At 57.6% G+C, this 26,358-nt stretch carries 22 protein-coding genes; 16 read left to right on the plus strand and 6 right to left on the minus strand.

Features of this window, described 5'->3' with window-relative positions; translation table 11 throughout:
• The first annotated feature begins 129 nt into the window (after nt 1-129).
• Nucleotides 130-1,269: a 3-phenylpropionate MFS transporter gene (locus L350_RS21845; RefSeq protein WP_022649024.1), complete on the plus strand. Its 1,140-nt coding sequence runs from the start codon at nt 130-132 to the stop codon at nt 1,267-1,269.
• Here L350_RS21845 and csiE read toward each other — a convergent pair whose 3' ends face one another.
• A complete protein-coding gene (gene csiE / locus L350_RS21840; RefSeq protein WP_032623757.1) occupies nt 1,270-2,547 on the minus strand; it encodes a stationary phase inducible protein CsiE in 1,278 nt (425 codons plus the stop codon).
• A 125-nt stretch (nt 2,548-2,672) separates the two neighbouring features.
• On the opposite strand from csiE, the gene L350_RS21835 reads away from it, so the two are divergent.
• Entirely contained in the window at nt 2,673-3,311 is a 639-nt protein-coding gene (locus L350_RS21835) for a DUF1007 family protein (protein ID WP_032623758.1), read from the plus strand.
• The gene (locus L350_RS21830) at nt 3,302-4,282 is read left to right on the plus strand and encodes a nickel/cobalt transporter (RefSeq protein ID WP_032623760.1); all 981 of its coding nucleotides are present in this window, start codon (nt 3,302-3,304) and stop codon (nt 4,280-4,282) included. Before L350_RS21835 ends, L350_RS21830 begins: the two co-directional genes overlap by 10 nt.
• Before the next feature lie 60 nt (nt 4,283-4,342).
• Here the strand turns inward: L350_RS21830 and suhB are convergent, their stop codons facing one another.
• Nucleotides 4,343-5,146, minus strand: coding sequence for an inositol-1-monophosphatase (gene suhB / locus L350_RS21825; RefSeq protein ID WP_022649020.1), 804 nt, complete (start codon nt 5,144-5,146; stop codon nt 4,343-4,345).
• A 132-nt stretch (nt 5,147-5,278) separates the two neighbouring features.
• Here suhB and trmJ point away from each other — a divergent pair, with 132 nt between their 5' ends.
• From trmJ to sseB, 11 genes are all read left to right on the plus strand, one after another.
• Nucleotides 5,279-6,004, plus strand: a complete 726-nt coding sequence (gene trmJ / locus L350_RS21820) for a tRNA (cytosine(32)/uridine(32)-2'-O)-methyltransferase TrmJ (RefSeq protein ID WP_032623761.1) — start codon at nt 5,279-5,281, stop codon at nt 6,002-6,004.
• Between the two features lie 216 nt (nt 6,005-6,220).
• Complete coding sequence (gene iscR, locus L350_RS21815; RefSeq protein ID WP_003860665.1) at nt 6,221-6,712, plus strand: Fe-S cluster assembly transcriptional regulator IscR; 492 nt, start codon at nt 6,221-6,223, stop codon at nt 6,710-6,712.
• A 117-nt stretch (nt 6,713-6,829) separates the two neighbouring features.
• Nucleotides 6,830-8,044, plus strand: coding sequence for a cysteine desulfurase (iscS, locus tag L350_RS21810; protein ID WP_032623763.1), 1,215 nt, complete (start codon nt 6,830-6,832; stop codon nt 8,042-8,044).
• A 24-nt stretch (nt 8,045-8,068) separates the two neighbouring features.
• Nucleotides 8,069-8,455 carry a Fe-S cluster assembly scaffold IscU gene (gene iscU, locus L350_RS21805; RefSeq protein ID WP_003860661.1) on the plus strand — a complete coding sequence of 129 codons (387 nt, stop codon included), beginning with the start codon at nt 8,069-8,071 and terminating at the stop codon, nt 8,453-8,455.
• Nucleotides 8,456-8,468: 13 nt separating this feature from the next.
• Nucleotides 8,469-8,792: an iron-sulfur cluster assembly protein IscA gene (gene iscA, locus L350_RS21800; RefSeq protein ID WP_003860659.1), complete on the plus strand. Its 324-nt coding sequence runs from the start codon at nt 8,469-8,471 to the stop codon at nt 8,790-8,792.
• 198 nt (nt 8,793-8,990) lie between these two features.
• Nucleotides 8,991-9,506 carry a co-chaperone HscB gene (hscB, locus tag L350_RS21795; RefSeq protein WP_022649017.1) on the plus strand — a complete coding sequence of 172 codons (516 nt, stop codon included), beginning with the start codon at nt 8,991-8,993 and terminating at the stop codon, nt 9,504-9,506.
• A gap of 14 nt (nt 9,507-9,520) precedes the next feature.
• Entirely contained in the window at nt 9,521-11,371 is a 1,851-nt protein-coding gene (gene hscA / locus L350_RS21790; protein WP_032623764.1) for a Fe-S protein assembly chaperone HscA, read from the plus strand.
• Between the two features lies 1 nt (nt 11,372).
• On the plus strand, nt 11,373-11,708 hold the full coding sequence (fdx, locus tag L350_RS21785) for an ISC system 2Fe-2S type ferredoxin (protein ID WP_003860652.1): 336 nt from the start codon (nt 11,373-11,375) through the stop codon (nt 11,706-11,708).
• A gap of 1 nt (nt 11,709) precedes the next feature.
• Entirely contained in the window at nt 11,710-11,910 is a 201-nt protein-coding gene (gene iscX / locus L350_RS21780; protein ID WP_003860650.1) for a Fe-S cluster assembly protein IscX, read from the plus strand.
• Between the two features lie 53 nt (nt 11,911-11,963).
• Nucleotides 11,964-13,250 (plus strand): aminopeptidase PepB, encoded by a 1,287-nt coding sequence (pepB, locus tag L350_RS21775; protein WP_022649015.1) that lies wholly within the window; start codon nt 11,964-11,966, stop codon nt 13,248-13,250.
• A 96-nt stretch (nt 13,251-13,346) separates the two neighbouring features.
• Nucleotides 13,347-14,123 carry an enhanced serine sensitivity protein SseB gene (sseB, locus tag L350_RS21770; RefSeq protein WP_032623766.1) on the plus strand — a complete coding sequence of 259 codons (777 nt, stop codon included), beginning with the start codon at nt 13,347-13,349 and terminating at the stop codon, nt 14,121-14,123.
• Between the two features lie 17 nt (nt 14,124-14,140).
• Here the strand turns inward: sseB and L350_RS21765 are convergent, their stop codons facing one another.
• The 4 genes from L350_RS21765 to L350_RS21750 form a co-directional block, all read right to left on the minus strand.
• Nucleotides 14,141-14,911 carry a MurR/RpiR family transcriptional regulator gene (locus L350_RS21765; RefSeq protein WP_023306706.1) on the minus strand — a complete coding sequence of 257 codons (771 nt, stop codon included), beginning with the start codon at nt 14,909-14,911 and terminating at the stop codon, nt 14,141-14,143.
• Entirely contained in the window at nt 14,911-15,756 is an 846-nt protein-coding gene (sseA, locus tag L350_RS21760; protein ID WP_032623767.1) for a 3-mercaptopyruvate sulfurtransferase, read from the minus strand. Before sseA ends, L350_RS21765 begins: the two co-directional genes overlap by 1 nt.
• An 89-nt stretch (nt 15,757-15,845) precedes the next feature.
• Nucleotides 15,846-17,213, minus strand: coding sequence for a 6-phospho-alpha-glucosidase (locus L350_RS21755; RefSeq protein ID WP_032623768.1), 1,368 nt, complete (start codon nt 17,211-17,213; stop codon nt 15,846-15,848).
• A 12-nt stretch (nt 17,214-17,225) separates the two neighbouring features.
• Nucleotides 17,226-18,770: a PTS transporter subunit EIIC gene (locus tag L350_RS21750; protein ID WP_032623770.1), complete on the minus strand. Its 1,545-nt coding sequence runs from the start codon at nt 18,768-18,770 to the stop codon at nt 17,226-17,228.
• A gap of 286 nt (nt 18,771-19,056) precedes the next feature.
• On the opposite strand from L350_RS21750, the gene L350_RS21745 reads away from it, so the two are divergent.
• Both L350_RS21745 and pbpC read left to right on the plus strand, forming a co-directional pair.
• A complete protein-coding gene (locus tag L350_RS21745) occupies nt 19,057-24,009 on the plus strand; it encodes an alpha-2-macroglobulin family protein (RefSeq protein WP_032623771.1) in 4,953 nt (1,650 codons plus the stop codon).
• Nucleotide 24,010: 1 nt separating this feature from the next.
• Nucleotides 24,011-26,338, plus strand: a complete 2,328-nt coding sequence (pbpC, locus tag L350_RS21740) for a peptidoglycan glycosyltransferase PbpC (RefSeq protein WP_032623773.1) — start codon at nt 24,011-24,013, stop codon at nt 26,336-26,338.
• The last annotated feature ends 20 nt before the right edge of the window (nt 26,339-26,358 follow it).

A 26,358-nucleotide genomic window follows, 5' to 3' on the forward strand; every position in this document is an offset into this window, starting at 1 on the left:
TTTTACCGCTCTCGCCATACGCTGTACGGCTGGTGATGATGTTAATTTTTAGTTAATTTATAGCGCGCTAACGACTTGCTAAAGTCAGGGATTAACGCCAGACTATCGCCTCCATTTCGGGAGGGATTCATGGTCTTGCATTCCACGCGCTGGCTGGCGCTCAGCTATTTCACCTATTTCTTTAGTTACGGTATTTTTTTGCCTTTCTGGAGCGTCTGGCTCAAGGGAATTGGTCTGACGCCTGAGACCATCGGCATCCTGCTGGGCGCGGGGCTGGTGGCGCGTTTCCTGGGTAGCCTGCTGATTGCGCCCCGCGTCAGCGATCCCTCCTTACTGATTAAAGCGGTGCGAATTCTGGCCCTGCTGACGCTGGTCTTTGCGGCCTGCTTCTGGGTCAGCCACCAGTTTGCCTGGCTGATGGTGGTGATGGTTGGCTTTAATCTGTTCTTCTCCCCGCTGGTGCCGCTGACGGATGCCCTGGCGAACACCTGGCAAAAGCAGATCACCATGGACTATGGCCGCGTGCGCCTGTGGGGATCGATTGCCTTCGTGATCGGCTCTGCGCTGGTCGGGAAACTGGTCAGCCTCTATGACTATCGCGCCATTCTGGCGCTGTTAACGCTCGGCATCGCCTCGATGCTGCTCGGTATGTTGCTGCGTCCGTCGGTGATGCCGCAGGGCGAAAGCCGCCATCAGGAGAGCGCTGGCTGGCCCGCCTGGCGCTCGCTGGTGGCGCAAAGCTGGCGTTTCCTGGCCTGCGTCTGTCTGCTTCAGGGGGCGCATGCGGCCTATTACGGCTTCAGCGCCATCTACTGGCAGGGGGCGGGCTACTCGGCTTCTGCGGTAGGCTACCTGTGGTCGCTCGGCGTGGTAGCGGAGGTCATTATCTTCGCGCTGAGCCAAAAACTGTTCCGTCGTTTCGGGGCGCGTGACCTGCTGCTGCTTTCCGCCGTTTGCGGCGTAGCGCGCTGGGGCATCATGGGCTGGACGACGGATCTGCCGTGGCTGATTGTGGCGCAAATTCTGCACTGCGGAACCTTCACCGTCTGCCATTTGGCGGCGATGCGCTATATCGCGGCGCGAGAGGGTGGGGACGTTATTCGTCTTCAGGCAGTCTATTCAGCGGTGGCGATGGGCGGCAGTATTGCGGTGATGACCGTATTTGCCGGTTTCCTCTATCAGCACCTGGGCCACGGTGTGTTCTGGGTGATGGCGCTGGTCGCTTTACCGGCCATCGTCATCCGCCCTAAAGTCGCTGCTCGCACGTAACTAGGATTCGAGCATAACGCGAATATGTTCCTGCTGCTGCGTGTTCAGGGTCTCAACGGCATGAATGAGCGGCGGCGAGAACAGTGGCAGGGCGGTTGGATAAGGCGTAATGACCAGCGCCGCTTCGCGGGGGGCGCCCTCCTTCTTAAACGCTTCCAGGCTAAGATAACGAATATTGAGCGGCAGCAGCGTTAGCTCGCGAAGCTGCTGCTCAATTAACTCCTCGCAGGCTTTATCTTCTCCCGTTAACAGGACCACCTGTTTTTCATGAAGATCGGTTTCCTGCATCAGCCAGGCACCAAAAATCACCGCCACCAGAGCCATCTCTTCACCGGAGAATCGCAGGCCAAATTCGGCTTCCAGCTCAAACAGCGCCTCTTTAGTGGTGCGCAGCAGCCGGGGGTATAGACGGTGGATCTCTTCCGGCAGACTGTTGTCGATGCCGATGTCAAATAAGGAGCGGTCCAGCGCCTGAGCCAGATGAATATACAGCTGATCGGTCAGCCCTTGCTCATCGCTGAAGTTCATCCCGGTTTGCGCCCGGAAACGGGCAATCATACGCACGATGGCCCGACGCAGGCGCTGATCCTGCTGGTGTTTATCCAGTACCGGGTCGGGTGTGCGGAGCATCATAAACAGCAGCGCCAGGAACAGCTGTTCATCACTGTGCGTTCCCTGCGGGACGCGCCGTTTCCAGTGACGGACAATTTCCTGCGCCGTAAAGTATTCCCCTCTCGATTGCGTCCAGCTGCGCTGAACGGGTGAAAACTCCGGCGTATTGCCCAGATGATGCTGAATAAGACAATATTGCAGATAAAGCTGTAAAAACTGTACGTCGCGGGACTCAAACTGGCGCTGAAGCTTGCGCGCGCAAAAGTTGATAAGCGCCCGAAGGTTCGCATCGTCATAAAGCGGGCGGGCAATGCCGTGCTGTTTGAGCGCGGTTTTTAAGGCAGGGGTAAACTGTTGGGCGACAAAATGTGGACACAGCCGAAGCGCCCTGCGCAGCCAGTGCAGCAGGCACAAACGCTGATTCAGGGCGGAGCCCTCAATACGGTAGCAACCGTCATGGTGCGTGACGATATCAAGCCGATGATAGCGCTGGATTTCATCGCGCGTCTCGGCTATATCTTGCCGTGCCAGGACGTCGTCCACGCCGTTGGCAGCGATTATGCTCTGTGCGGTGACGGCAGCATCGGGCAGGTAAAGCATCAAAAGCACCTGGCAACGGCGCTGCGAACTGGAAAGCACAGATGGAATTTCAAGCGTCGTCATCATCTGTCGGGTATCCAGTGTGAATGTTTGATAAGAATAGCTAAAGGATGGGCGCTGAAAAGCGCGCCGGCAGGCCTTTCATTCAGGATTGCTGGCGAACATCACAGAATTTTTGACGTGAGGAATTGATGCAAACAGTTAAACAAAGCGTGACAGCGTTATTTTTGGCGGTTATCACCTCCGCCGCCAGCGCACATCCTCACAGCTTTATCAGCCTGAAAACCGAACTGGTGACGGACGGCACACAGCTCAGCGGCCTGAAGATGCGCTGGACGATGGATGAAATCACCTCCGCCGACCTGCTGTACGATGCCGGAAACGCAAAGCCCGTCGACGAGATCTGGAAAAAGCTGGCGGCGGAAGTCATGGCCAACGTGCTGGGTCAGCACTACTTCACCGAGTTCTGGCACAACGGACAAAAGGTGAAATTTCTTAACCGTCCCACGGAGTACGGTATGACCCGCGACGGCCATCAGGCGGTGCTGACGTTTATCCTTCCGCTGGCGCACCCTCAGCCGCTGGCCGGGCAGAAGTACAGGTTTTCCACGTTTGACCCAACCTACTATGTCGATATGCATTACGCCCAGGACAGCGACGTACAGTTGCCAGAAATATTGCAAAACAGCTGCAAAATTGCCGTGCACACGCCGACGCCCAGTGAAGAGACGCTGAACTTTGCCGTTTCCCTTGATAAAGAAGATGCGCCCCCAGAAGACATGGAATTAGGAAAACAGTTTGCGCAGGAGGTGACGTTGCAATGTCAGTGATCTCCTCCCCCGTCAGTAAGCCGCGTCGCTGGCTGCACCTCTGGCCTCTGGCGCTCTTTTTGCTGTTAGCGGTTGGCGGCGCGCTCTGGCTGTGGCAGGCATGGACGCAGGTGATGATGAAAAGTATCCTCTGGCAGCGGGAAGTTAATCAGCAGATGAGCGGGCTGCTGAAAGCCGTGGCGGAAAATCCGTCCAAAGCGGGCGGCTCTCTTCTGGCGTTCAGCTTTATCTATGGCGTGCTGCATGCCCTGGGGCCGGGGCACGGCAAAATCGTCATCACGACCTGGCTTGCCACCCATCCGTCGAAGCTGAAATCGAGTATCGGCCTGACGCTGGCTTCCTCGTTACTTCAGGGCGGTGTGGCAATTGCGCTGGTCGTGGTCGTCCTTTCGCTGCTACAGCTCCCGGCCCGCCAGCTGCATATGAGCAGCTTCTGGCTGGAGAAGGGAAGTTACGCGCTGGTAGGCTTACTGGGGCTGATTCTCTGCTGGCGGGCGCTGAAAAAATTGCGCGCGTTGCTGCAAAAACCAAAATTCAAAATCTTTACGCCGCATCACGTTCACCATAAAAACTGCGGGTGCGGGCATCAGCATCTGCCGACGCAGGAACAATTACAGAATGGTGACGACTGGCGTGCGCGCCTGATGATTGTTCTCTCAATGGGGATGCGTCCGTGCTCGGGCGCAATCATGGTGCTGTTGTTCAGCAAAGTGATAGGTGTATTTGGCTGGGGCATGATCTCGGCGCTGGCGATGGCGGCGGGAACATCTCTGACTATCTCTTCGTTAGCCTTGCTGGTGCACAGCTTCCGTCAGCTGGCGGTAAAACTCAGCGGCAATAAAACGCCGGTATTGTGGCGACAGGTTGGCTGGACGACGCTTGCGCTGGCGGGCGGGGTGATTCTGCTGGTGGCTGCGGTCACGATGTGGATAAGTGCGGTGCCGGTGGGAAGGGGGTTGCGGCCTTTTTAGCCATACCTGTGGGGTTTGTAGGCCCGGTAAGCGTAGCGCCACCGGGCTTAACAGACTGGATTAACGCTTCAGCGCATCGCTCAGTTCTTCACGCATGTTTGCCAGCATGGCTTTAACAACGCGCGGGTTACCTGCAACGATGTTGCCGGTAGACATATAGTTATGGCCGCCGGTGAAGTCACAAACAATCGCGCCAGCTTCACGTGCGATCAGCTCGCCCGCCGCGAAGTCCCACGGCTTCAGTGACAGCTCAAAGTAACCGTCAACGCGGCCGGTCGCCACGTAGGCCAGATCCAGTGCAGCAGAGCCGGTGCGACGGAAGTCCGCGCATTCGGTGAACAGTTTGCCGAGGATATTCATATAAGTGGTTGCGTGCTGCTTCGCCTTGAACGGGAAGCCGGTCGCCAGAATCGTGCCGTCCAGATCGCGTGCATTGCTGCAGCGCAGACGGTAGCCGTTCAGCTGCGCGCCCTGACCGCGGGTCGCGGTGAACAGTTCGTTACGCATTGGATCGTAAACAACGGCGACTTCAGTACGGCCTTTGATGCGTACTGCGATAGACACAGAGAAGTGTGGCAGGCGCTTAACGAAGTTGGTGGTGCCATCCAGTGGATCGATAACCCATTGAACATCCTGATCGGTACCTTCATGTTCACCGCTTTCTTCGGTGATGATGGTGTGCTGCGGGTAAGATTTGCGGATCGTTTCGATAATAATCGCTTCGGCGGCTTTATCGACGTTAGTCACGAAATCATTGCTGCCTTTCTGGCTGGTTTCTACGGAGTCTGGGGTTTCGTAGTGTTTGGCAATTACATTACCCGCCTTGCGCGCTGCGCGCACGGCGATGGTCAGCATCGGATGCATCGGTCTCTCTCACTGGATGTTAAAGAACAGGAAAATCGGCGCAGAGTATAGCAGCGGGATCGGATTATGTCTCTCGTTTATGATAATATGCCCGAATATTCTTCAGACACTGAATCTAGACATCTAAAAATTATGCTGCAAAACATTCGAATCGTGCTGGTCGAAACATCGCACACCGGCAACATGGGCTCTGTGGCCCGCGCTATGAAAACCATGGGCTTAAAGAACCTGTGGCTGGTTAATCCGCTGGTGAAACCAGACTCTCAGGCTATTGCGCTGGCGGCCGGCGCCAGCGACGTGATCGGGAATGCACAGATTGTGGACACCCTGGACGAAGCCCTGGCCGGTTGCAGTCTGGTGGTGGGGACCAGCGCGCGCTCCCGTACGCTGCCCTGGCCGATGCTGGACCCGCGCGAATGCGGCCTGAAAAGTATCTCAGAAGCGGAACAGGCGCCGGTTGCGCTGGTGTTTGGTCGTGAACGCGTTGGCCTGACCAACGAGGAACTACAGAAGTGTCACTACCACGTGGCGATTGCCGCAAACCCGGAATACAGCTCGCTGAACCTGGCGATGGCGGTGCAGGTGATTGCCTACGAAGTGCGCATGGCATGGCTGGCGACGCAGGAAAAACCGGTCGAACCTAAAGAAGAGACGGCCTACCCGCTGGTGGACGATCTTGAGCGCTTCTACGGCCACCTGGAGCAGACGCTGCTCTCTACTGGCTTTATCCGCGAAGGTCACCCGGGACAGGTGATGAACAAGCTGCGCCGTATGTTCACCCGCGCGCGTCCGGAAAGCCAGGAGCTGAACATCCTGCGCGGGATCCTGGCGTCGATTGAGCAGAAGAATAAAGAGTAGTGTTGATTTCCCCCTCTCCCTGTGGGAGAGGGCCGGGGTGAGGGCATCAGTCCGCACCTTTGTTATGAAGGCACAGAAGGTTAAATACCTGACTAAAACAGTCAAGTAAATAGTTGACCAATTTAGTCAGGAATGTCAGACTTGGCCCTGCTATGCAATACCCCCATTTTACAATAAAAAACCCCGGGCAGGGGCGAGTTTGAGGTTAAGTAAGACATGAGACTGACATCTAAAGGGCGTTATGCCGTGACCGCGATGCTGGACGTTGCGCTCAACTCCGAAGCGGGCCCGGTTCCGTTGGCTGATATTTCTGAACGACAGGGGATCTCCCTCTCTTATCTGGAACAGCTGTTCTCCAGACTGCGTAAAAATGGACTGGTGTCCAGCGTTCGTGGCCCGGGCGGCGGTTATCTGCTGGGTAAAGACGCGGGCAGTATTGCGGTTGGCGAAGTGATTAGCGCAGTTGACGAATCCGTTGATGCGACCCGTTGCCAGGGCAAAGGCGGCTGCCAGGGCGGCGATAAATGCCTGACCCACGCGCTGTGGCGCGATCTGAGCGACCGTCTGACCGGCTTCCTGAATAACATCACCCTGGGTGAGCTGGTTAATAACCAGGAAGTTCTGGATGTTTCTGGTCGTCAGCACAGTCAGGATTCACAACGCAGCACCCGCACGCAGGACGCCATCGACGTTAAACTGCGCGCGTAATTAAAAAGATAAGTATTCAGAATCAGGCCGGGGTGGTCACACCCCGCGTACTCGGTCGTACATCCAGCCGGTTGCCTGATTCCTTGCATTGAAGCGATGTACGGAGTTTATAGAGCAATGAAATTACCGATTTATCTCGACTACTCCGCAACCACGCCGGTGGACCCGCGTGTTGCCGAGAAAATGATGCAGTGTCTGACCCTGGACGGAAACTTTGGTAACCCAGCTTCCCGTTCACACCGTTTTGGCTGGCATGCTGAAGAGGCGGTTGATATCGCCCGTAATCAGATTGCTGACCTGGTCGGTGCCGACCCGCGTGAAATTGTTTTCACCTCCGGTGCGACCGAATCCGACAACCTGGCGATCAAAGGTGCAGCCAACTTTTATCAGAAAAAAGGCAAGCACATCATCACCAGCAAAACCGAACACAAAGCCGTGCTGGACACCTGCCGTCAGCTGGAGCGTGAAGGGTTCGAAGTGACTTACCTGGCGCCGCAAAGCAACGGGATCATCGACCTGAAAGAGCTCGAAGCGGCGATGCGTGATGACACCATTCTGGTTTCCATCATGCACGTTAACAACGAAATCGGTGTTGTGCAGGACATCGCCACCATCGGCGAAATGTGCCGTGCGCGCGGCATCATCTACCACGTGGATGCGACCCAGAGCGTGGGCAAACTGCCTATCGACCTGAGCCAGCTGAAAGTGGACCTGATGTCCTTCTCCGGTCACAAACTCTATGGCCCGAAAGGCATCGGCGCGCTGTACGTTCGTCGCAAGCCACGTATCCGCATCGAAGCACAGATGCACGGCGGCGGTCACGAGCGCGGCATGCGTTCCGGTACTTTGCCTGTTCACCAGATCGTGGGGATGGGCGAAGCGTATCGCATCGCGAAAGAAGAGATGGAAAGCGAGATGGCACGCCTGCGTACGCTGCGTAACCGTCTTTGGGACGGCGTGAAGGATATGGAAGAAGTCTATCTGAACGGCGATCTCGAGCAGGGCGCGCCGAACATCCTCAACGTCAGCTTCAACTATGTTGAAGGCGAGTCGCTGATCATGGCGCTGAAAGACCTGGCCGTTTCTTCCGGTTCTGCCTGTACGTCTGCAAGCCTGGAGCCATCCTACGTGCTGCGTGCGCTGGGCATGACTGACGAGCTGGCGCACAGCTCTATCCGTTTCTCTTTAGGTCGTTTCACTACCGAAGAAGAGATTGACTACACCATCAAACTGGTTCGTAACTCCATCGGCCGTCTGCGCGACCTTTCTCCACTGTGGGAAATGTTCAAGCAGGGCGTGGATCTGAACAGCATTGAATGGTCACATCACTAATCGGTACATAAGGAGAATTCAATCATGGCATACAGCGAAAAAGTTATCGATCATTACGAGAACCCGCGCAACGTTGGCTCTTTTGACAACAGCGACGAATCTGTCGGTAGCGGTATGGTTGGCGCGCCAGCGTGTGGCGACGTGATGAAGTTGCAGATTAAAGTCAACAATGAAGGTATCATTGAAGACGCGCGCTTCAAGACCTACGGCTGCGGTTCTGCTATCGCCTCCAGCTCCCTGGTCACCGAGTGGGTGAAGGGCAAGTCTCTGGACGAAGCACAGGCAATCAAAAACACGGACATTGCTGAAGAACTCGAACTGCCGCCGGTGAAAATTCACTGTTCAATTCTGGCAGAAGACGCGATCAAAGCCGCCATTGCGGATTACAAAAGCAAACGTGAAGCAAAATAATTGAGGTTTGAGTATGTCGATTACCCTTAGCGACAGCGCTGCCGCGCGAGTAAGCTCTTTTCTGGCGAACCGTGGTAAAGGCTTTGGCCTGCGACTGGGCGTACGTACCTCCGGCTGTTCTGGTATGGCTTACGTACTGGAGTTTGTTGACGAACCGGCGTCTGATGACACCGTGTTTGAAGACAAGGGCGTGAAGGTGGTGGTCGATGGCAAAAGCCTGCAATTTCTCAACGGCACTCAGCTGGACTTTGTAAAAGAAGGCCTGAACGAAGGGTTCAAATTTACGAACCCGAACGTCAAAGACGAGTGTGGTTGCGGCGAAAGCTTCCACGTTTAACCGCGTTCCGCTGTTATACCGATTAATTCGTGTTGCAGAAAGGCGGCAAGCGAGTGAATCCCCGGGAGCTTACTTAAGTAAGTGACTGGGGTGAACGAGCGCAGACAACGCATCTGCAGCGCGAAGTAAGAAGGTATAACCCCACCGTGGCTTTGCTGCGCGTGGGGTTTGTTCTAACAGGCTACCCCTGAGATTGTTATGGATTACTTCACTCTCTTCGGACTACCCGCTCAATACCCGATTGATCTCCAGGCGCTGACGATCCGTTTTCAGGATCTCCAGCGTCAGTACCATCCGGATAAATTCGCCAGCGGGACGCAGGCAGAGCAGCTGGCTGCGGTATCACACTCCGCAACCATCAACCAGGCCTGGCAAACGCTGCGTCATCCGCTGGCGCGTGCAGAATATCTGCTCTCGCTCCACGGTTTTGATCTGGCGAGCGAACAGCATACCGTGCGCGACACCGCGTTTCTGATGGAGCAGCTGGAGCTTCGCGAAGAGCTGGATGAAATTGAACAGGCTAAAGACGAAGCGCGTCTGGAACGTTTTCTCCAGCGCGTAAAGGGCATGTTCGATACCCGCCATCAGCAGATGGTTGAGCAACTGAACAACGAGACCTGGGACGTGGCGGCAGACACTGTGCGCAAACTCCGTTTTCTCGATAAACTGCGAAGCAGTGCTGAACAACTCGAAGAAAAGCTGCTCGATTTTTAATTTCGGAAGCAATTATGGCCTTATTACAAATTAGTGAGCCAGGCTTAAGCGCCGCACCGCACCAGCGTCGTCTGGCGGTCGGTATTGACCTGGGCACCACCAATTCTCTCGTGGCGACCGTGCGTAGCGGCCAGGCGGAAACGCTGGCTGACGAGCAGGGCCGCCATCTGCTGCCTTCCGTGGTCCACTACCAGCAGCAGGGTCACGCTGTCGGCTTTGATGCCCGCGCCAATGCCGCGCGCGATCCGGTTAACACCATCAGCTCGGTTAAGCGCATGATGGGCCGCTCGCTGGCGGATATCCAGACCCGTTATCCGCATCTGCCGTACCAGTTACAGGCCAGCGAAAACGGCCTGCCGATGATTGCGACATCTGCCGGTCTGCTGAACCCGATTCGTGTTTCCGCTGACATCCTCAAAGCGCTGGCGGCGCGCGCGACGGCGACGCTCGGTGGCGATCTGGACGGCGTGGTAATCACCGTTCCGGCCTACTTCGACGATGCACAGCGTCAGGGCACCAAAGACGCCGCGCGTCTGGCGGGCCTGCACGTGCTGCGTCTGCTGAACGAACCGACAGCGGCAGCCATTGCCTACGGCCTCGATTCCGGTCAGGAAGGGGTGATTGCGGTTTACGATCTCGGCGGCGGGACGTTTGATATCTCTATCCTGCGCTTAAGCCGCGGTGTGTTCGAAGTGCTGGCCACCGGCGGGGATTCCGCGCTCGGCGGCGATGACTTCGACCATCTGCTGGCGGACTACATCCGCGAGCAGGCGGGCATCAGCGATCGCAGCGATGCGCGCGTCCAGCGTGAACTGCTGGATGCGGCCATCGACGCCAAAATCGCCCTGAGCGATGCGCAGTCCGTCAGCGTGAACGTCGCAGGCTGGCAGGGTGAGATCACCCGCGACCAGTTCAGCGAACTGATTGCGCCTCTGGTTAAGCGTACCCTGCTGGCCTGCCGTCGCGCATTGAAAGATGCGGGCGTTGACGCCAGCGAGGTGCTGGAAGTGGTCATGGTTGGCGGCTCAACCCGCGTGCCGCTGGTACGTGAGCGCGTAGGGGAATTCTTTGGCCGCACGCCGCTGACCTCTATCGACCCGGACAAAGTGGTTGCCGTGGGTGCCGCTATCCAGGCCGATATCCTGGTCGGCAACAAGCCGGACAGCGAAATGCTGCTGCTGGACGTCATCCCGCTGTCTCTGGGTTTAGAAACCATGGGCGGCCTGGTGGAGAAAGTCATTCCCCGTAACACCACCATTCCGGTGGCGCGCGCGCAGGAGTTTACGACCTTCAAAGACGGCCAGACCGCGATGTCCATCCACGTGATGCAGGGCGAGCGCGAGCTGGTGCAGGACTGCCGCTCTCTGGCGCGCTTTGCGCTGCGAGGAATTCCGGCGCTGCCGGCGGGCGGGGCGCATATTCGCGTCACCTTCCAGGTAGATGCGGACGGTCTGCTGAGCGTGACGGCGATGGAAAAATCCACCGGCGTCGAATCGTCCATTCAGGTGAAGCCGTCCTACGGCCTGACCGATGGCGAAATCGCCTCCATGATTCAGGACTCAATGAGCTACGCCGAGCAGGATGTGAAGGCGCGTATGCTGGCGGAACAAAAAGTGGAAGCCGCACGCGTGCTGGAGAGCCTGAACGGCGCGCTTGCTGCCGATGCCGCGCTGTTAAGCGCCGCTGAGCGCCAGGTGATTGACGAGGCTGCTGCGCGCTTAAGCGCCGTGGCCGAAGGCAATGACGCTGACGCAATAGAAGAAGCCATTAAAAACGTTGATAAACAAACCCAGGACTTCGCTGCTCGCCGCATGGACAAATCTGTCCGCGTCGCGCTGAAAGGCCAGTCCGTGGACGAGGTTTAATATGCCAAAGATTGTTATTTTGCCTCATGCGGACCTCTGTCCGGATGGCGCTGTTCTGGAAGCGAAGACCGGTGAAACCATTCTCGATGTAGCCCTGCGTGCAGGTATCGAAGTGGAACACGCCTGTGAAAAATCCTGTGCCTGCACCACCTGCCACTGCATCGTGCGTGAAGGTTTTGATTCTCTCGCCGAGAGCACCGAAGACGAAGACGACATGCTGGACAAAGCATGGGGTCTGGAGCCAGACAGCCGCTTAAGCTGCCAGGCCGCGGTGACCGATGAAGATCTGGTCGTGGAATTCCCACGCTACACCATCAACCACGCACGCGAGCATTAATATGGGACTGAAGTGGACTGACAGCCGTGAAATCGGCGAAGCGCTCTACGACGCGAACCCGGATCTCGATCCGAAGACCGTACGATTCACCGACATGCATCAGTGGATCTGCGATTTAGAGGATTTTGACGACGATCCAAACGCATCCAATGAAAAAATTCTGGAGGCGATTCTGTTAGTCTGGTTAGATGAAGCAGAGTAAATCACTTAACGGGCTGCCTTCAGGCGGCCCGTTTGCTAATAAGGACAAATAAAATGACCGAAGCGATGAAGATTACGCTCTCCACGCAGCCAGCCGACGCACGCTGGGGCGAGAAAGCCACCTGGAGCATCAATAACGACGGTATTACCCTGCACCTGACGGGTAACGATGATTTGGGCCTGATCCAGCGCGCCGCGCGTAAAATTGACGGCCTGGGCATTAAGCATGTCACTCTGGCTGGCGAAGGCTGGGACACAGACCGCAGCTGGGCTTTCTGGGCGGGTTACAAAGGCCCGAAAGGCACCCGTAAAATTGAGTGGGCGAACCTCGATGAAGCCGGTCAGAAAGAGCTGGAAAGCCGCCTGAAAATTATCGACTGGGTGCGCGACACCATCAACGCCCCGGCGGAAGAGTTGGGGCCTGAGCAGCTGGCGCAGCGCGCGGTTGACCTGCTGTGCGGCGTGGCGGACGACAAGATGTCCTACCGCATCACCAAAGGTGAAGACCTGCGCGAACAAAATTACATGGGTATCCACACCGTGGGTCGTGGCTCCGAGCGTCCTCCGGTCCTGCTGGCGCTGGATTACAACCCAACCGGCGATAAAGAAGCGCCGGTCTTTGCCTGTCTGGTCGGGAAAGGTATCACCTTCGATACCGGCGGTTACAGCCTGAAGCAGAGCGCGTTCATGGATTCCATGAAGTCCGACATGGGCGGCGCGGCGACCATTACCGGCGCGCTGGCGTTCGCCATCACCCGTGGTCTGAACAAGCGCGTGAAGCTCTACCTGTGCTGCGCGGATAACATGGTGAGTGGCAACGCCTTCAAGCTGGGCGACATCATTCGCTACCGCAACGGTAAAAATGTTGAGGTGATGAACACCGATGCCGAAGGCCGTCTGGTGCTGGCCGATGGCCTGATCGACGCCTCTGCGCAGAAGCCGGAGCTGATTATCGACATGGCGACCCTGACCGGCGCGGCGAAAACTGCCCTGGGTAACGACTATCACGCCCTGTTCAGCTTCGACGACAAGCTGGCCGCTCGCCTGCTGGCCAGCGCGGCGGCGGAAAACGAACCGTTCTGGCGTCTGCCGCTGGCCGAGTTCCACCGCAGCCAGTTGCCGTCTAACTTCGCCGAGCTGAACAACACCGCGAGCGCAGCGTACCCGGCGGGGGCAAGCACCGCAGCAGGCTTCCTGTCTCACTTCGTTGAGAACTACCATGAAGGCTGGCTGCACATTGACTGCTCCGCAACCTACCGTAAAGCGGCGGTTGAGCAGTGGTCCGCAGGCGCAACCGGTCTGGGTGTGCGTACCGTGGCGAACCTGCTGACGGCTGAGTGATCTTTTTTGCCGGGTGGCGCTACGCTTACCCGGCCTACAAAACCCGTAGGCCCGTGCAAGCGTAGCGCCGCCGGGCAATTGTGAAGTAGCCAAACTATGTCAGAAACCAAAAACGAATTAGAAACCCTGCTGGAGCAGGCGGCGACCGAGCCCGCCCACCGTCCGGCCTTTTTCCGCACGCTGCTGGAATCCACCGTCTGGGTGCCGGGCACCGCAGCAGAAGGGGAGCAGGTTGTCGAAGACAGCGCCCTGGATCTGCTGCACTGGGAGAAAGACGACGGCACGTCGGTGATCCCGTTTTTTACCTCGCTCGAGGCCTTGCAGGAAGCGGTAGAAGACGAACAGGCGTTCGTGGTGATGCCGGTGCGCACGCTGTTCGAAATGACCCTGGGGCAGACGCTGTTCCTCAACGCCAAACTGCCGACAGGGAAAGAGTTCACTCCGCGTGAAATCAGCCATCTGATTGGTGACGAGGGCAACCCGCTCAGCACCCAGGAGGTGCTGGAAGGGGGCGAAACGCTGCTACTGTCTGAAGTGGCCGAGCCGCCCGCGCAGATGATTGACTCCCTGACCACGCTGTTTAAAACCATCAAGCCGGTAAAACGCGCGTTCCTCTGCTCCATCAAAGAGAGCGCTGACGAAAAGCCTGTTCTGCTGATTGGAATTGAGGCCGATGGCGATATCGACGAGATCATCCAGGCGGCGGGAAGCGTAGCGACCGACACGCTCCCGGGCGATGAGCCGATTGATATCTGTCAGGTGAAGAAAGGTGAGCAGGGCATCAGCCACTTTATTACCGAGCACATCACCCCGTTCTACGAGCGTCGCTGGGGCGGCTTCCTGCGCGATCTCAAGACCAACCGCATTATCTGATTACGGCGGGGTGACCTTCACCCCGTTGCTTCCAGCAACAGTAAATCCATCAGCAGCACCAGATTCGACTCAAACGACGTCACCCCTGCGGCTTCGGCGGCGAAATGTACCGCTTCGTCATAGAGGGCAAAATGCACGTCGGCCATACCTGCCAGCGTATTGGCCGACGCGCGGGTAAACGCGACGATCGTCATGCCGACGTTTTTGGCGATCCGCGCTTTATCCAGCACCTGCTCCGTTTCGCCGCTGCGCGAAACGGCAATAAATACCTGATAGCGTGCGGCGTTGCTGAGAAAAATATTCCGGCTGTCCCCCGGTCCGGAGATGAACGCGGTTTTTCCCAGCACCTGCAACTTCTTGGTCAGGTACTCGGCAAAAAGATATGAAAACCCGGCGCCGTAGAGAAAGAAGCTCTCTTTCTGGCGCAGCAGGCTGGCAAACTGCTGGCGTTTGTCCTGGGTAACCCACTGGAAGGTCTGCTGATAGTTGGCAATGAACCGGGCAAAAAGCGCGGGCATTTCTGCATGTTGCGCAGACTGTACGGTGATATGCGGCGTGTCAGAAAGCAGCTGCTTGCAGTGCCAGATAAACTCGCTAAAGCCGCTGAAGCCCAGCTTCTGGCACAGCCGCATAATCGTCGCGGTGGAGACAAATGTCGCCAGCGCCAGCTCGCGCACCGTGATATTGCCCACCAGCAGCGGATGCTCAGTGAGGTGGGCGAGGACGCGATACTCCGCGCGGGTCAGTGACGACCCGCGTGTTAACAGCGTTGCCAGGCGGTTATCCATTATTTCGCCGGTTCTACCGGCAGATCGTCCCGTGCACCCCATTCACTCCAGGCGCCGTCATACAGCGTCACGTCATTCGCGCCAAGGGTTGCCAGCGACAGGATCACCACGCAGGCCGTCACGCCGGAGCCGCAGCTGGCAATAACCGGACGATGCAAATCCACGCCCTGACGTTCAAAAATGGCACGCAATTCATCGGTGGTTTTCAGCTCGCCTTCAAACACCAGATCGCCCCACGGCACGTTCAGCGCCCCCGGGATATGTCCTCGTTTCAGTCCCGGACGCGGCTCATCCGCTTCAGCGTTGAAGCGTGGAGCGGGACGGGCATCGACGATTTGCGCCGTGTTTTCGTGGCTCACGACCAGAACGTCAGTCAGGCGCTTGACCACGTGTGCGTCGAACGTGGCATCGAATTCGCCTTCCGGCAGCGTCACGTCGCCCTGCTGAAGCGGCAGCTCGTCGCGCTTCCAGCCCGCAAGCCCGCCCGCCAGAATCGACACTTTTTCCACGCCGAAGTTTCTCAGCATCCACCACGCCCGCGGGGCGGAGAAGAGGTTACCCTCATCGTAAACAACGAGGTGTTTGTCTTTGCTGATGCCGAGCTCGCGCATCGCCACGGAAAACGCTTCCGGACGAGGCAGCATGTGCGGCAGGGGAGAAGTGTGATCGGAGAGGGCTTCGATATCGAAAAAAACCGCGCCAGGCAGGTGCCCTGCGCGATATTCAGCGGGAACGTCACGATGCTCCTGGCCCGGAGGGGCCATGCGCGCGTCGATAATCTGAACTTCCGGGTCGTCGCCGTGCTCAATCAGCCAGTCGGCGGCGACAAAATATGAGGTGGACATGGTTGCCTCCATTCTTTTCCGTAAAAAAGGATTGTCGGTGTTTTTTCTGACACCGACAAGTTAACCACGTTCAACTCGCGAGCAAGCCCCTATTTTTTCACCGCTTCACCGTCCTGCCATGCCTTTTGCAGCGCTGGCCAGTAGTCGCGGTTGGCTTCGATCATCTCATCCAGAATCGCTTTCGCGTGCTCCATGGTCGGCACGGTGCGGTTCAGAGTAAACGCCTGCAACGCTTTCTCGTAGCTGCCTTCGATGGTTGCCTCCACCAGCAGCTGTTCAGAAGCGAGCTGCTGTTGCAGGAGCGTCTGGTGGAACAACGGCACCTGACCCACGCGGACAGGCTCCGGCCCTTCGGAAGTGATATAGGCAGGCACCTCCACCACCGCATCGTACGGCAGGTTGGTAATCGCCCCGCGGTTTTCCACCATCACCAGATGACGTTGGCGCAGGTTGAACGCCAGCGAGCAGGCGACATCGACGATAAATTCGCCGTGAACACCTACGTGGAAGGCGTCCGGTAAAATTCCGGTGCGCTGGTACTCTTCGGCGGCGGCAAACAGCTTTTTCTCACGCCCGTTCATCACTTCGTTGGCGCGGGTATAGTCAGGGTTCTGATGCTCCACAATCTGGTTTGGCATCAGGTAGTACTGTAGATACGGGTTCGGCAGGTACTCCGGGAAGTTATCCATAATCGGCTTGATGTTGCGCCAGGTTTTCACCCACGACGGATCCGAGTGCTGCGGGTCGGTTTTGGCCGCGTCTTCCGTCAGCAGGCCAAACTTCGCGATATGTTTACGCAGCTCCGGCAGCTTGTCCTCGCCGTCCACCAGCACGCGGGTAAACCAGCCGAAGTGGTTGAGGCCAAAATAGTCCACCTCCAGTTTATGACGGTCCACGCCCAGAATGGCGCCCATATTGCGCATCGCGGCGACAGGCATATCGCAGATGTTCAGCACGCGTGCGTTGGGGCGCAGGCGACGCACGCCCTCAGCGACGATCGCCGCCGGGTTGGAGTAGTTCACGATCCACGCTTTCTCGTGCGCGTAGCGTTCCACCCTATCGATCAGCTCTACCATCGGCAGGATCGTACGCAGGCCATATGCCAGCCCGCCGGGTCCGCAGGTTTCCTGGCCGACCACTCCGTGGCGCAGCGGAATTTTTTCATCCTGCTCGCGCATTTTGTACTGTCCGACGCGCATCTGAGCAAAAACAAAATGCGCGCCGCTGAAGGCCACCTCCGGATCGCTGGTGACCGTGAATTTGATGCTCTGGCTGTGGTCGCGAATGACCTTTTCCACCACGGGCGCAATGGTGTTCTGGCGCGCCTCGTCGATGTCATACAGGCGAATCTCTGCCAGGGGGAAATCGTGCAGGCGTACCATCAGGCTTTTTACTATACCTGGCGTGTAGGTGCTGCCGCCGCCGGCAATCGACAGAATGAATGGGGGTGTTAACATCTTTAGCTCCTTTCAGAGAAACGTCTCAACGGCTTCTCGCATTTTTTTGACATGCAGCCCGTAGACCACCTGAACGTTGTTACCTTGTTTGATAATCCCTTTCGCGCCGGTCGCTTTCAGGCGCGGTTCGTCGATGATGGCGACGTCCTTCACCGTGACGCGTAAGCGGGTGTAGCAGTTATCAACCACCTGAATGTTTTCCCGACCGCCCAGACCGACGACGATCGATTCGCCCAGCCCGTCGTTATTTCCCTTCGCCTGGTATTCCTGTTTGCTGTAGAGGCGCGTCTCCCGATCGTCATCTTCACGACCGGGCGTTTTCATGTTGAAACGCAGGATCAGGAAGCGGAACACCACGAAATAAAGGGCGAACATGATCAGCCCGACCACGATGTACATGGGCCAGTTGGACTTTTCCGTGCCGAGCGGCAGGTTGTAGAGAATAAAATCGATAATTCCGTTGGCGCCGATGGCGTGAACGCCAAACAGGGTGAACAGCATCATGCCAATGCCGGTCAGCACCGCATGCACCACGAACAACAGCGGGGCGACAAACAGGAAAGAGAACTCGATCGGCTCGGTTACGCCGACCAGCAGCGAGGTCAGCGCCGCCGGGATCAGAATGGCTTTCGCAATCGCTTTACGCTCTGGCTTCGCGGTCATGTACATCGCCAGCGCGGCGGCGGGAAGGCCGAACATCTTGCTGATGCCGCGAGCATCCCACACCACGGTGCTGCTGAGCTGCTTCACGTCCGGGCAGGCCATCTCGGCGAAGTAGATATTGCGCGCGCCCTGGTAAGCCGTACCGCACACCTCCTGCGTACCGCCCAGTTCGGTATACAGGAACGGCGTATAGACCAGATGATGCAGGCCCGTCGGCACCAGAATGCGTTCAAGGAAACCGTAGATCGCCACCCCAAACGGACCGGACCCTTTGATCGCCAGCGCCAGGGCGCTTATTCCATGCTGTGCGTACGGCCAGAGTTCGCTCATGACCACGCCGAGCAGCATAGAGACTGGCAACATCACAATCGCGACAAAGCAGTGGCCCGAGTATATCGCCATCGCGCCGTTAAACTGGACACCGGAATATTTGTTGTACAGATAACCGGAGAGCGCCCCGGTCAGGATCCCGGCGAAAACGCCCATCTCCAGCACCTGGACGCCCAGAACCATGCTTTGTCCGGCGGCTTTCATCTGCTCCGCAGCGGCCAGTTCTCCCTGAAGCTGTAACGTCACGTTCATCGCGTTAATGAATACGATAAAGGTCACCAGCCCAATCAGCGCCGCGTAGCCTTTGTCTCGGGTTGCCAGGCCAATGGGGATCCCGACGGCAAACACCAGCGCCAGGTTGACCAGCACCGACACGGCAGATTTGGCGATCAGCTGGCCGACACTCTGGATCAGCGGATGGCCGAGAAACGGCAGGTACTCGGCCAGATTGCCGTTACCCAGCACATTCCCAAAGGCGATAAACAGACCGACGATAGGTAAGATAAGTACAGGTCCGTAAAGTGATTTTCCGAAATTTTGTAGGGCGTTCACGGCTCGTTGCATGGCTTTCTCTCTTATTGAACCGCGCACTCGGGGTGCGTCATGGTCATAAAACTAGCAGGCATGATGCGAGCTTATCCAGCTATCTTCTTGTTTTAAAAACAAATGACGCGAAAGGTAACATGTTACGTTACGCTGTGTGATCGCGGTTCCACCCTCGCATGCGAGCGCGATGCCATTCTGCGAGGCGCTTTCCAGATTATAAAATTGGACTTTTTGTATTAACGAAACTTGCGGATAATACTTATCCGGACGACGACCAACAGGCCCCTCAGGCCAGGGACATAGGATGAAACCGTTTCGCTTAGCTGCGATCTCTCTCGCGCTGCTCACCACCTTTACGCTTGCCGGCTGTGATAACAGCGATGACAAACCTCAGGCCGCTGCCCCCGCAGCGTCTACTACATCAGCACAGAAAACCCCGGCAAAACCGGATCCTGAAAAGCTGGCTAAGCTGGCCGCGCAGAGTCAGGGTAAGGCGTTGACGCTGCTGGATGCCTCTGAAGTGCAACTCGACGGTGCTGCGACACTGGTTCTGACCTTCTCTGTACCGCTGGATCCCAGCCAGGATTTTGCGAAAACGGTGCATGTGGTGGATAAAAAAAGTGGCAAAGTGGACGGCGCCTGGGAACTGGCCCCCAATCTGAAAGAGCTGCGCCTGCGCCATCTGGAGCCGAATCGTAATCTGGTCGTCACCGTCGAGCGTAATTTGCTAGCGCTGAACAAAGCGACATTCGGCATTGACTATGAAAAAGCGATCACCACCCGGGATGTTGAACCGACGGTCGGATTCGCCAGCCGCGGATCGCTGCTGCCGGGTAAAGTGGTGGAAGGGTTGCCGGTGATGGCGCTCAACGTCAACAATGTGGACGTGAACTTCTACCGCGTTAAGCCGGAGTCGCTGGCCTCGTTTGTCAGCCAGTGGGAGTACCGTAACTCGCTGACCAACTGGGAATCTGACAACCTGCTGAAGATGGCGGAACTGGTCTACACCGGCCGTTTCGACCTCAACCCGGCGCGCAACACGCGTGAAAAACTGCTCCTGCCGCTCAAAGATATTAAGCCGCTCCAGCAGTCTGGCGTCTATATCGCCGTGATGAATCAGGCTGGTCACTATAACTACAGTAACGCCGCGACGCTCTTTACCTTAAGTGATATTGGGCTGTCCGCTCACCGTTATCATAACCGCCTGGACATCTTCACCCAGAGTCTTGAAAACGGTGCGGCGCAGTCAGGCGTGACCATTACCCTTCTGAACGATAAAGGACAGACCCTGGCCGAGGCGAACAGCGACGCCGATGGTCATGCGAAACTGGAAACCGATAAAGAAGCCGCGCTGATCCTGGCCAGTAAAGATGGCCAGACCACGCTTCTTGACCTCAAACTTCCGGCGCTGGATCTGGCGGAGTTTGATATCGCCGGTAACCCGGGTTACAGCAAACAGTTCTTTATGTTTGGCCCGCGCGATCTCTATCGTCCGGGTGAAACGGTGATCCTTAACGGCCTGCTTCGCGACAGCGATGGCAAACCGCTTCCCGAGCAGCCGGTAAAACTTGACGTGCTGCGTCCGGACGGCCAGGTAGCGCGTACGGTCGTTGTGCAACCTGAGAACGGTCTCTATCGCTTCAACTATTCGCTTGATAGCGGCGCCCAGACCGGCATGTGGCATATTCGCGCGAATACGGGGGATAACCAGCAGCTTATGTGGGATTTCCACGTCGAAGATTTTATGCCTGAGCGTATGGCGCTGAATCTGACCGGGCAAAAAACGCCGGTTACCCCGCAGGAGGATGTGGACTTTAACGTTGTGGGCTATTACCTGTATGGCGCGCCGGCTAACGGTAATTCTCTGCAAGGCCAGCTTTTCCTGCGTCCGCTACGTGACGCGGTGCCTGCACTGCCTGGCTTCCAGTTCGGTGATATTGCCGAGGAGAACCTGAGCCGCAGCCTGGATGAAGTGCAGCTTACGCTGGACGAACAGGGGCGCGGACAGGTTACCACCGAAAGCCAGTGGAAAGAGGTGCACTCGCCGCTGCAACTGATTTTGCAGGCCAGCCTGCTGGAATCAGGCGGGCGTCCGGTAACGCGACGCGCCGAGCAGGCTATCTGGCCTGCGGCTGAACTTCCGGGGATCCGCCCACAGTTCGCCAGCAAGGCCGTGTACGACTACCGCACCGATACCACCGTCAACCAGCCGATTGTCGACGAGAACGGCAACGCCAGCTTTGACATCGTCTATGCCGATGCCAGCGGGGCGAAAAAAGCGGTATCTGGTCTGCAGGTGCGTCTGGTCCGTGAGCGTCGCGACTACTTCTGGAACTGGTCCGAGAGCGAGGGCTGGCAGTCTCAGTTTGATCAAAAAGATCTGGTTGAGGGCGAGCAGGAACTTAACCTCAAGGCCGATGAAACCGGTAAAGTCACCTTCCCGGTGGAGTGGGGCTCATACCGTCTGGAAGTGAAAGCCCCTGATGGCATGGTCAGCAGCGTGCGCTTCTGGGCGGGGTACAGCTGGCAGGATAACAGCGATGGCACGGGTGCTGCACGCCCGGATCGTGTGACGCTGAAACTGGACAAGCCATCCTATCAGCCAGGCGATACCATCAACCTGCATATTGCAGCGCCGGCCGCAGGCAAGGGCTATGCAATGATCGAATCCAGCGAAGGGCCACTGTGGTGGAAAGAGATCGACGTACCGGTTAACGGTCTGGATCTCGCCATTCCGGTGGATAAGGCCTGGAAACGTCACGATCTCTACCTCAGCGCGCTGGTGGTTCGTCCTGGCGATAAATCTAAATCCGCCACGCCAAAACGCGCGGTTGGTCTGCTGCATCTGCCAATGGGGGACGAAAATCGTCGCCTGAGCATCGCACTTGATAACCCACAAAAAATGCGTCCGAACCAGACGCTTTCTGTGAAAGTGAAAGCCAGCGTAAAAGAGGGGGCTGTGCCACAGAAGGTGAACGTGCTGGTCTCGGCTGTTGATAGCGGCGTGCTGAACATTACCGACTACGTCACGCCGGATCCGTGGGAAGCTTTCTTCGGTCAGAAGCGCTATGGCGCGGACATCTATGATGTTTACGGCCAGGTGATTGAAGGTCAGGGACGTTTGGCCGCACTGCGCTTTGGCGGAGACGGCGATGAACTGAAACGCGGCGGTAAGCCACCGGTGAACCATGTCACCATTATTGCTCAGCAGGCGCAGCCGGTTACGCTTGATGCCAACGGTGAAGGCACCATCACGCTGCCGATCGGTGATTTCAACGGCGAACTGCGTCTGATGGCGCAGGCCTGGACGGAAGACGATTTCGGCAGCAGCGAAAGCAAAATCATTGTGGCGGCTCCGATTATCACCGAGCTTAACACGCCGCGATTCCTCGCAAGTGGCGATACCTCTCGCCTGACGCTGGACCTGACCAACCTTACTGACCAGCCGCAAACGCTGAACATTGCGTTAACCGCAACCGGTAAGGTGTCGCTCGAAGGTGCTCAGCCAGAGCCGGTTAAGCTGCCGCCTGGCGCTCGTAGCACTCTGTTTATTCCGGTGCGCGCGCTGGAAGGCTATGGCGATGGTGAAGTAACTGCTCAGGTGACGGGGCTTCAGCTCCCTGGTGAGACGTTTGCGCCGCAGCAGAAGAGCTGGAAAATTGGTGTACGCCCCGCATTCCCGGCGCAAACGGTGAATACGGGCACGATGCTGAACCCTGGCGAATCCTGGAGCGCGCCAGCACAGCATATCGACGGTTTCTCGCCTGCCACGCTACAGGGACAGCTGTTGCTCAGCGGTAAACCACCTTTGAACCTGGCGCGCTACATTCGTGAACTTCAGGCCTATCCATACGGATGTCTTGAGCAGACCACCAGCGGCCTGTTCCCGTCCCTCTACACCAACGCGGCACAGCTTACGGCGTTGGGCATTAAAGGCGACACCGACGATAAACGCCGTGCGGCCATTGATATCGGCATCTCCCGTCTGCTGCAAATGCAGCGTGACGATGGCGGTTTTGCCTTGTGGGATAAAAACGGCCCGGAAGAATACTGGCTGACCGCCTATGTTACGGATTTCCTGGTGCGGGCAGGGGAGCAGGGTTACAGCGTGCCTGCCGAGGCGGTGAATAACGCCAACAGCCGACTGCTGCGCTATTTACAGGATCCGGGGATGATGTCCATCCGCTACAGCGACGACACCCAGGCCAGCAAATTTGCTGTCCAGGCGTATGCTTCGCTGGTGCTGGCTCGTCAGCAAAAAGCGCCGCTCGGTGCACTGCGTGAAATCTGGGAGCGTCACGCTCAGGCCGCTTCCGGGCTTCCGTTGATGCAGCTGGGCATGGCACTCAAACTGATGGGGGATACACCGCGCAGCCAGCAGGCGCTGGATCTGGCTCTCAAAACACCCCGTAACGACAGCCGAAACTGGATGGCGGATTACGGCAGCCAGCTGCGTGATAATGCCCTGATGCTCTCCCTGCTGGAAGAGTACAAGCTGCTGCCGGATGCGCAAAACAGGCTGTTGAACGCGTTATCTGAAGACGCGTTCAGCCAGCGCTGGCTGTCAACCCAGGAGAGCAATGCGCTGTTCCTGGCTGGACGTTCACTGCAAACCTTGTCAGGCGCGTGGCAGGCAACGACCACCCTCTCTGAACAGACCCAGAGCAGTGATAAAGCGCAGGTAGAAAACCTGAACGGCGACCAGCCTGGTGCCTTGCAGGTGACGAATACCGGCACGACGCCGCTGTGGGTACGACTGGACACTACTGGCTATCCGGAGTATGCGCCCCAGCCATCTTCTCACGTTTTGCAGATTGAACGTCATATCCTGGCGACAGACGGCAGCAGCAAGTCGCTCTCTTCACTTAAGAGCGGTGAGCTGGTTCTGGTGTGGCTGGAAGTGAAGGCAAGCCAGAACGTACCGGATGCGCTGGTGGTGGATCTGCTCCCGGCAGGTCTGGAGCTGGAAAACCAGAATCTGGCGAGCAGCAGCGCCAGCTTGCAGGACAGCGGCAGTGAAGTGCAAAACCTGCTGAATCAGATGCAACAGTCTGATATTCAGCACATGGAATTCCGCGACGATCGCTTTGTGGCCGCCGTGCCGGTCAATGAAGGTCAGCCGGTCACGCTGGTTTACCTGGCCCGTGCCGTTACGCCGGGAACCTATCAGGTGCCTGTTCCGATGGTCGAGTCCATGTATGTTCCGCAGTGGCGGGCAACGGGGTCGGCCAGTGGCCCGCTGATCGTTGTTCCGTAAGATGCAGATAGCACGCCTGATTCGCTCCCGCTGGCTGTGGCTTGCGGGAGCGCTTCTCTTTTTAGGGGGGCTGATTGTCGCCGCTGACCGCGTGTGGCCGTTGCCCCTGAAAGAGGTCAACCCTGCGCGAGTGGTGGTGGATGAGCAGGGTGTTCCGTTGTGGCGTTTTGCCGACAGCGAAGGCATCTGGCGCTATCCGGTTACCATTGAAGAGGTTTCCCCACGCTATCTTGAGGCGCTGATCCAGTATGAAGATCGCTGGTTCTGGGATCACCCTGGCGTCAATCCGCTTTCTGTACTGCGTGCCGCCTGGCAGGATCTCACCGCCGGGAGAGTGGTTTCTGGCGGGAGCACGCTTACCATGCAGGTGGCACGCCTGCTGGATCCGCATCCGCGTACCTTTGGCGGTAAAATTCGTCAGCTGTGGCGGGCGATGCAGCTGGAGTGGCATCTCTCCAAGCGTGAAATCCTGACGCTGTATCTCAACCGTGCCCCGTTTGGCGGCACGTTGCAGGGCGTGGGCGCGGCAAGCTGGACTTATCTTGGCAAACCGCCGTCTCAGCTGAGCTATTCCGACGCGGCGCTGCTGGCTGTACTGCCACAGGCACCCAGCCGTCTGCGCCCCGACCGCTGGCCGGAACGTGCCGAAGCGGCGCGGAACAAAGTGCTCGACCGCATGCTGACTCAGGGCGTCTGGTCTGAGAAGCAGGTGAAAGAGTCCCGTGAAGAGGCGGTCTGGCTGGCCCCCCGGCAGATGCCGCAGCTGGCGCCGCTCTTTTCCCGCATGATGTTGAGTAAAAGCCGCGACACAAAAATAGTCACCACGCTGGATGCAGCTTTGCAACGACAGCTTGAAGAGCTGGCAATGAACTGGAAATCGCGCCTGCCTGCCCGCAGTTCACTGGCGATGATCGTCGTGGATCATACATCCATGAAAGTGCGTGGCTGGGTAGGCTCGGTAGATATCAATGATGACAGTCGCTTTAGTCACGTGGATATGGTCAATGCGATCCGATCGCCGGGATCGGTCCTCAAGCCATTCATCTATGGCATGGCGCTGGACGATGGCCTGATCCATCCCGCTTCGTTATTACAGGATGTTCCAAGAAAAACGGGGGATTATCGCCCCGGCAACTTTGACAGCGGTTTCCATGGGCCGGTCAGCATGAGCGAAGCCCTGGTGCGTTCCCTCAACCTGCCTGCGGTGCAGGTACTGGAAGCGTACGGCCCAAAACGTTTTGCAGGCATGCTGAGCAACGCGGGATTACCGCTCATACTCCCCGCGGGTGCGCAGCCCAACCTCTCCCTGATCCTGGGGGGCGCAGGCGCACGCCTGGCTGATATCGCTGCCGCCTACAGTGCCTTTGCGCGGCAGGGTCAGGCGGGCCGGTTGCGTTTACAGCCGGGCGATCCGCTGATCGAACGTCCGCTGCTGTCGCAGGGGGCGGCGTGGATCATTCGTCGCATTCTCGCCAGTGAAGCACAGCCCCTGCCGGACAGTGCGCTGCCCCAGGTTGCGCCGCTGGCGTGGAAAACGGGCACCAGTTACGGCTACCGGGATGCCTGGGCCATCGGGCTGAACGCCCGGTATGTCATTGGAATCTGGACCGGACGTCCGGACGGCACGCCCGTTGCCGGGCAGTTTGGTTTCGCCAGCGCAGTTCCGCTCCTGAATCAGGTCAATAACATGCTTCAGTCCCGCTCGATGGTGGATGAAGCCCGTCTGCCGCGCGATCCGCGTCCTGCAAGCGTAGGACGGGGCGTGATTTGCTGGCCGGGGGGCCAGTCCCTGCCTGAAGGGAACGAAAACTGTCGGCGTCGGCTGTCAACCTGGCTGCTGGAAGGCAGTGAACCGCCTACGCTGCTGCTGCCGGAACAAGAGGGTATTCGCGGGATCCGTTTCCCGGTCTGGCTGGATAAAGAAGGCAAACGCGTCGCAGCGGATTGTCCTGATGCGACAGAAAAAGTGCTGGATGTCTGGCCGCTGCCGCTGGAGCCCTGGCTGCCTGCTGCCGAAAAACGGGCTGCTCGTCTCCCCGCCCGTTCAGCGATTTGCCCTCCGCTGGATAACCATAATGCGGCGCCGCTGATGTTGTCAGGCGTCAGAGAAGGGGCGGTAATTAAACGTCTTCCGGGTGAGAAAAACATGACCCTGTTCGTTTCAACCAGCGGCGGGGAGGGGCAACGATGGTGGTTTTTGAATGGCGAACCGCTGGACGGACATCAGAAGAATTATTCACTGCAATTATATTTGCCGGGTAAATATCAGTTAGTTGTATTAGATGAAACAGGACAAACGGCGACGGTCAATTTTGAGTTAGATCGCTAAGTGTTACTCCTCAAGAGTTA

Source organism: Enterobacter sp. MGH 4 (assembly GCF_000534735.1).
GTDB lineage: Bacteria > Pseudomonadota > Gammaproteobacteria > Enterobacterales > Enterobacteriaceae > Enterobacter > Enterobacter intestinihominis.

Excerpts from the sequence above, each read along its gene's own strand:
- L350_RS21745 (WP_032623771.1), top strand. The coding sequence starts at position 19,057 with ATGAAACCGTTTCGCTTAGCTGCGATCTCTCTCGCGCTGCTCACCACC.
- iscU (WP_003860661.1), top strand. The coding sequence starts at position 8,069 with ATGGCATACAGCGAAAAAGTTATCGATCATTACGAGAACCCGCGCAAC.
- iscA (WP_003860659.1), top strand. The coding sequence starts at position 8,469 with ATGTCGATTACCCTTAGCGACAGCGCTGCCGCGCGAGTAAGCTCTTTT.
- L350_RS21755 (WP_032623768.1), bottom strand. The coding sequence starts at position 17,213 with ATGTTAACACCCCCATTCATTCTGTCGATTGCCGGCGGCGGCAGCACC.
- iscS (WP_032623763.1), top strand. The coding sequence starts at position 6,830 with ATGAAATTACCGATTTATCTCGACTACTCCGCAACCACGCCGGTGGAC.
- L350_RS21750 (WP_032623770.1), bottom strand. The coding sequence starts at position 18,770 with ATGCAACGAGCCGTGAACGCCCTACAAAATTTCGGAAAATCACTTTAC.
- hscA (WP_032623764.1), top strand. The coding sequence starts at position 9,521 with ATGGCCTTATTACAAATTAGTGAGCCAGGCTTAAGCGCCGCACCGCAC.
- pepB (WP_022649015.1), top strand. The coding sequence starts at position 11,964 with ATGACCGAAGCGATGAAGATTACGCTCTCCACGCAGCCAGCCGACGCA.
- L350_RS21830 (WP_032623760.1), top strand. The coding sequence starts at position 3,302 with ATGTCAGTGATCTCCTCCCCCGTCAGTAAGCCGCGTCGCTGGCTGCAC.
- L350_RS21845 (WP_022649024.1), top strand. The coding sequence starts at position 130 with ATGGTCTTGCATTCCACGCGCTGGCTGGCGCTCAGCTATTTCACCTAT.
- csiE (WP_032623757.1), bottom strand. The coding sequence starts at position 2,547 with ATGATGACGACGCTTGAAATTCCATCTGTGCTTTCCAGTTCGCAGCGC.
- fdx (WP_003860652.1), top strand. The coding sequence starts at position 11,373 with ATGCCAAAGATTGTTATTTTGCCTCATGCGGACCTCTGTCCGGATGGC.
- iscX (WP_003860650.1), top strand. The coding sequence starts at position 11,710 with ATGGGACTGAAGTGGACTGACAGCCGTGAAATCGGCGAAGCGCTCTAC.
- suhB (WP_022649020.1), bottom strand. The coding sequence starts at position 5,146 with ATGCATCCGATGCTGACCATCGCCGTGCGCGCAGCGCGCAAGGCGGGT.
- pbpC (WP_032623773.1), top strand. The coding sequence starts at position 24,011 with ATGCAGATAGCACGCCTGATTCGCTCCCGCTGGCTGTGGCTTGCGGGA.
- L350_RS21835 (WP_032623758.1), top strand. The coding sequence starts at position 2,673 with ATGCAAACAGTTAAACAAAGCGTGACAGCGTTATTTTTGGCGGTTATC.
- iscR (WP_003860665.1), top strand. The coding sequence starts at position 6,221 with ATGAGACTGACATCTAAAGGGCGTTATGCCGTGACCGCGATGCTGGAC.
- sseB (WP_032623766.1), top strand. The coding sequence starts at position 13,347 with ATGTCAGAAACCAAAAACGAATTAGAAACCCTGCTGGAGCAGGCGGCG.
- sseA (WP_032623767.1), bottom strand. The coding sequence starts at position 15,756 with ATGTCCACCTCATATTTTGTCGCCGCCGACTGGCTGATTGAGCACGGC.
- hscB (WP_022649017.1), top strand. The coding sequence starts at position 8,991 with ATGGATTACTTCACTCTCTTCGGACTACCCGCTCAATACCCGATTGAT.
- L350_RS21765 (WP_023306706.1), bottom strand. The coding sequence starts at position 14,911 with ATGGATAACCGCCTGGCAACGCTGTTAACACGCGGGTCGTCACTGACC.
- trmJ (WP_032623761.1), top strand. The coding sequence starts at position 5,279 with ATGCTGCAAAACATTCGAATCGTGCTGGTCGAAACATCGCACACCGGC.